This is a genomic window from Leisingera sp. F5 (assembly GCF_001593695.1).
In genome coordinates, this window is record NZ_LUKH01001252.1 from 1 (window position 1) to 1,156 (window position 1,156).

Annotated in this window: 2 protein-coding genes and 1 pseudogene; all 3 read left to right on the plus strand. The window is 64.3% G+C overall.

From position 1 onward, the window contains the following. A pseudogene (locus tag A2I95_RS40545) lies at positions 1–280 on the plus strand (FAD-dependent oxidoreductase); the annotation flags it as partial. Between the two features lie 58 nt (positions 281–338). Beyond that, positions 339–755: a RidA family protein gene (locus tag A2I95_RS40550; protein WP_027256170.1), complete on the plus strand. Its 417-nt coding sequence runs from the start codon at positions 339–341 to the stop codon at positions 753–755. A gap of 122 nt (positions 756–877) precedes the next feature. Continuing rightward, a partial coding sequence (locus A2I95_RS40555) for a DUF1028 domain-containing protein (protein ID WP_291737966.1) occupies positions 878–1,156 on the plus strand: 279 nt, incomplete at its 3' end.

Genomic DNA, 1,156 nt, shown 5'->3' on the forward strand with positions numbered 1-1,156 from the left:
GGAGGGCATCACCACGATCCTATGGGCCACGGGTTTCCGGCAGGATTTCAGCTGGATGACGGTGGATGCCTTTGACGCGCAGGGCCGCCCGCAGCATCAGCGCGGTGTCTCGGCAGAGCCGGGGATCTACTTTCTGGGCCTGCCCTGGCAGTCGCGGCGCGGCTCGACCTTTATCTGGGGGGTCTGGCATGATGCCAAACATGTGGCCGACCAGATCGCCATCCAGCGCCACTATGAGGGTTACCGCGGCCCCGGTGAGGACCGCGCGGACGCTGTCTGAACTCTGCCGCCGGGCGCTGACCGGCGGCGCTGCCATCCCGCCATGCCAGGAGGACATCATGGCCCACATCCGTATCCGTAAATTCAACACTTCAGATACCTATCCCGAACAGAACCTGGACAATGACTTGTGCCAGGCGGTGGTGACCACCGGCGGCAAGACCGTGTACCTGCGCGGCCAGTGCCCGCAGAATCTGGATGATGCGAAGAATATCGAAAGCCACGACCCGGTCGAGCAGACCCATAAGGTGATGCAGAACATCCAGCAGCTGATCGAAGAGGCCGGCGGGCGCATGGAGCATCTGGTCAAGGTGGTGGTCTACATCACCGACGTGCGCCACCGCGAGGCGGTCTACCGCACCATGGGCGAGTACATCAAAGGGGTGCATCCGGTGTCCACCGGGCTGGTGGTGCAGGCGCTGGCGCGGCCGGAGTGGCTGGTGGAGATCGACGGTACGGCAGTCATTCCGGATTGATGATCGGCCCGCGATTGAGGGCGGGAACGAGGGGGCTGCCTGCCCCCTCGCGCTCCCCCGGGGATATTTTGGGCCAGAAGAAGAACAGATCCATCTTGGATGGCTGGTGAGGAGGAAAGACGATGACGTTTTCGCTTGTTGCGCGCTGTGCGGAGACCGGGATGTTCGGGGTTGCAATATCCTCGTCTTCGCCAGCGGTGGCGGCGCGGTGTTCCTTTGCCCGCGCAGGCGTTGGCGCGGTAGCGAGCCAGAATGTGACCGATCCCAGTCTTGGGCCGCTGGCGCTGGACCTGATGGAGCAGGGCATGACCGCGGCCGCTGCGCTGGCCAAAGTGCGCGAAATCGGGCGGTTCATGGAGTACCGGCAGGTGCTGGCGGTGGACAGGATCGGCGGCACCGCC

What these genes read in the sequence shown, in the direction of transcription:
- A2I95_RS40550 (WP_027256170.1), top strand. Translation starts at nt 339, where the DNA reads ATGGCCCACATCCGTATCCGTAAATTCAACACTTCAGATACCTATCCC.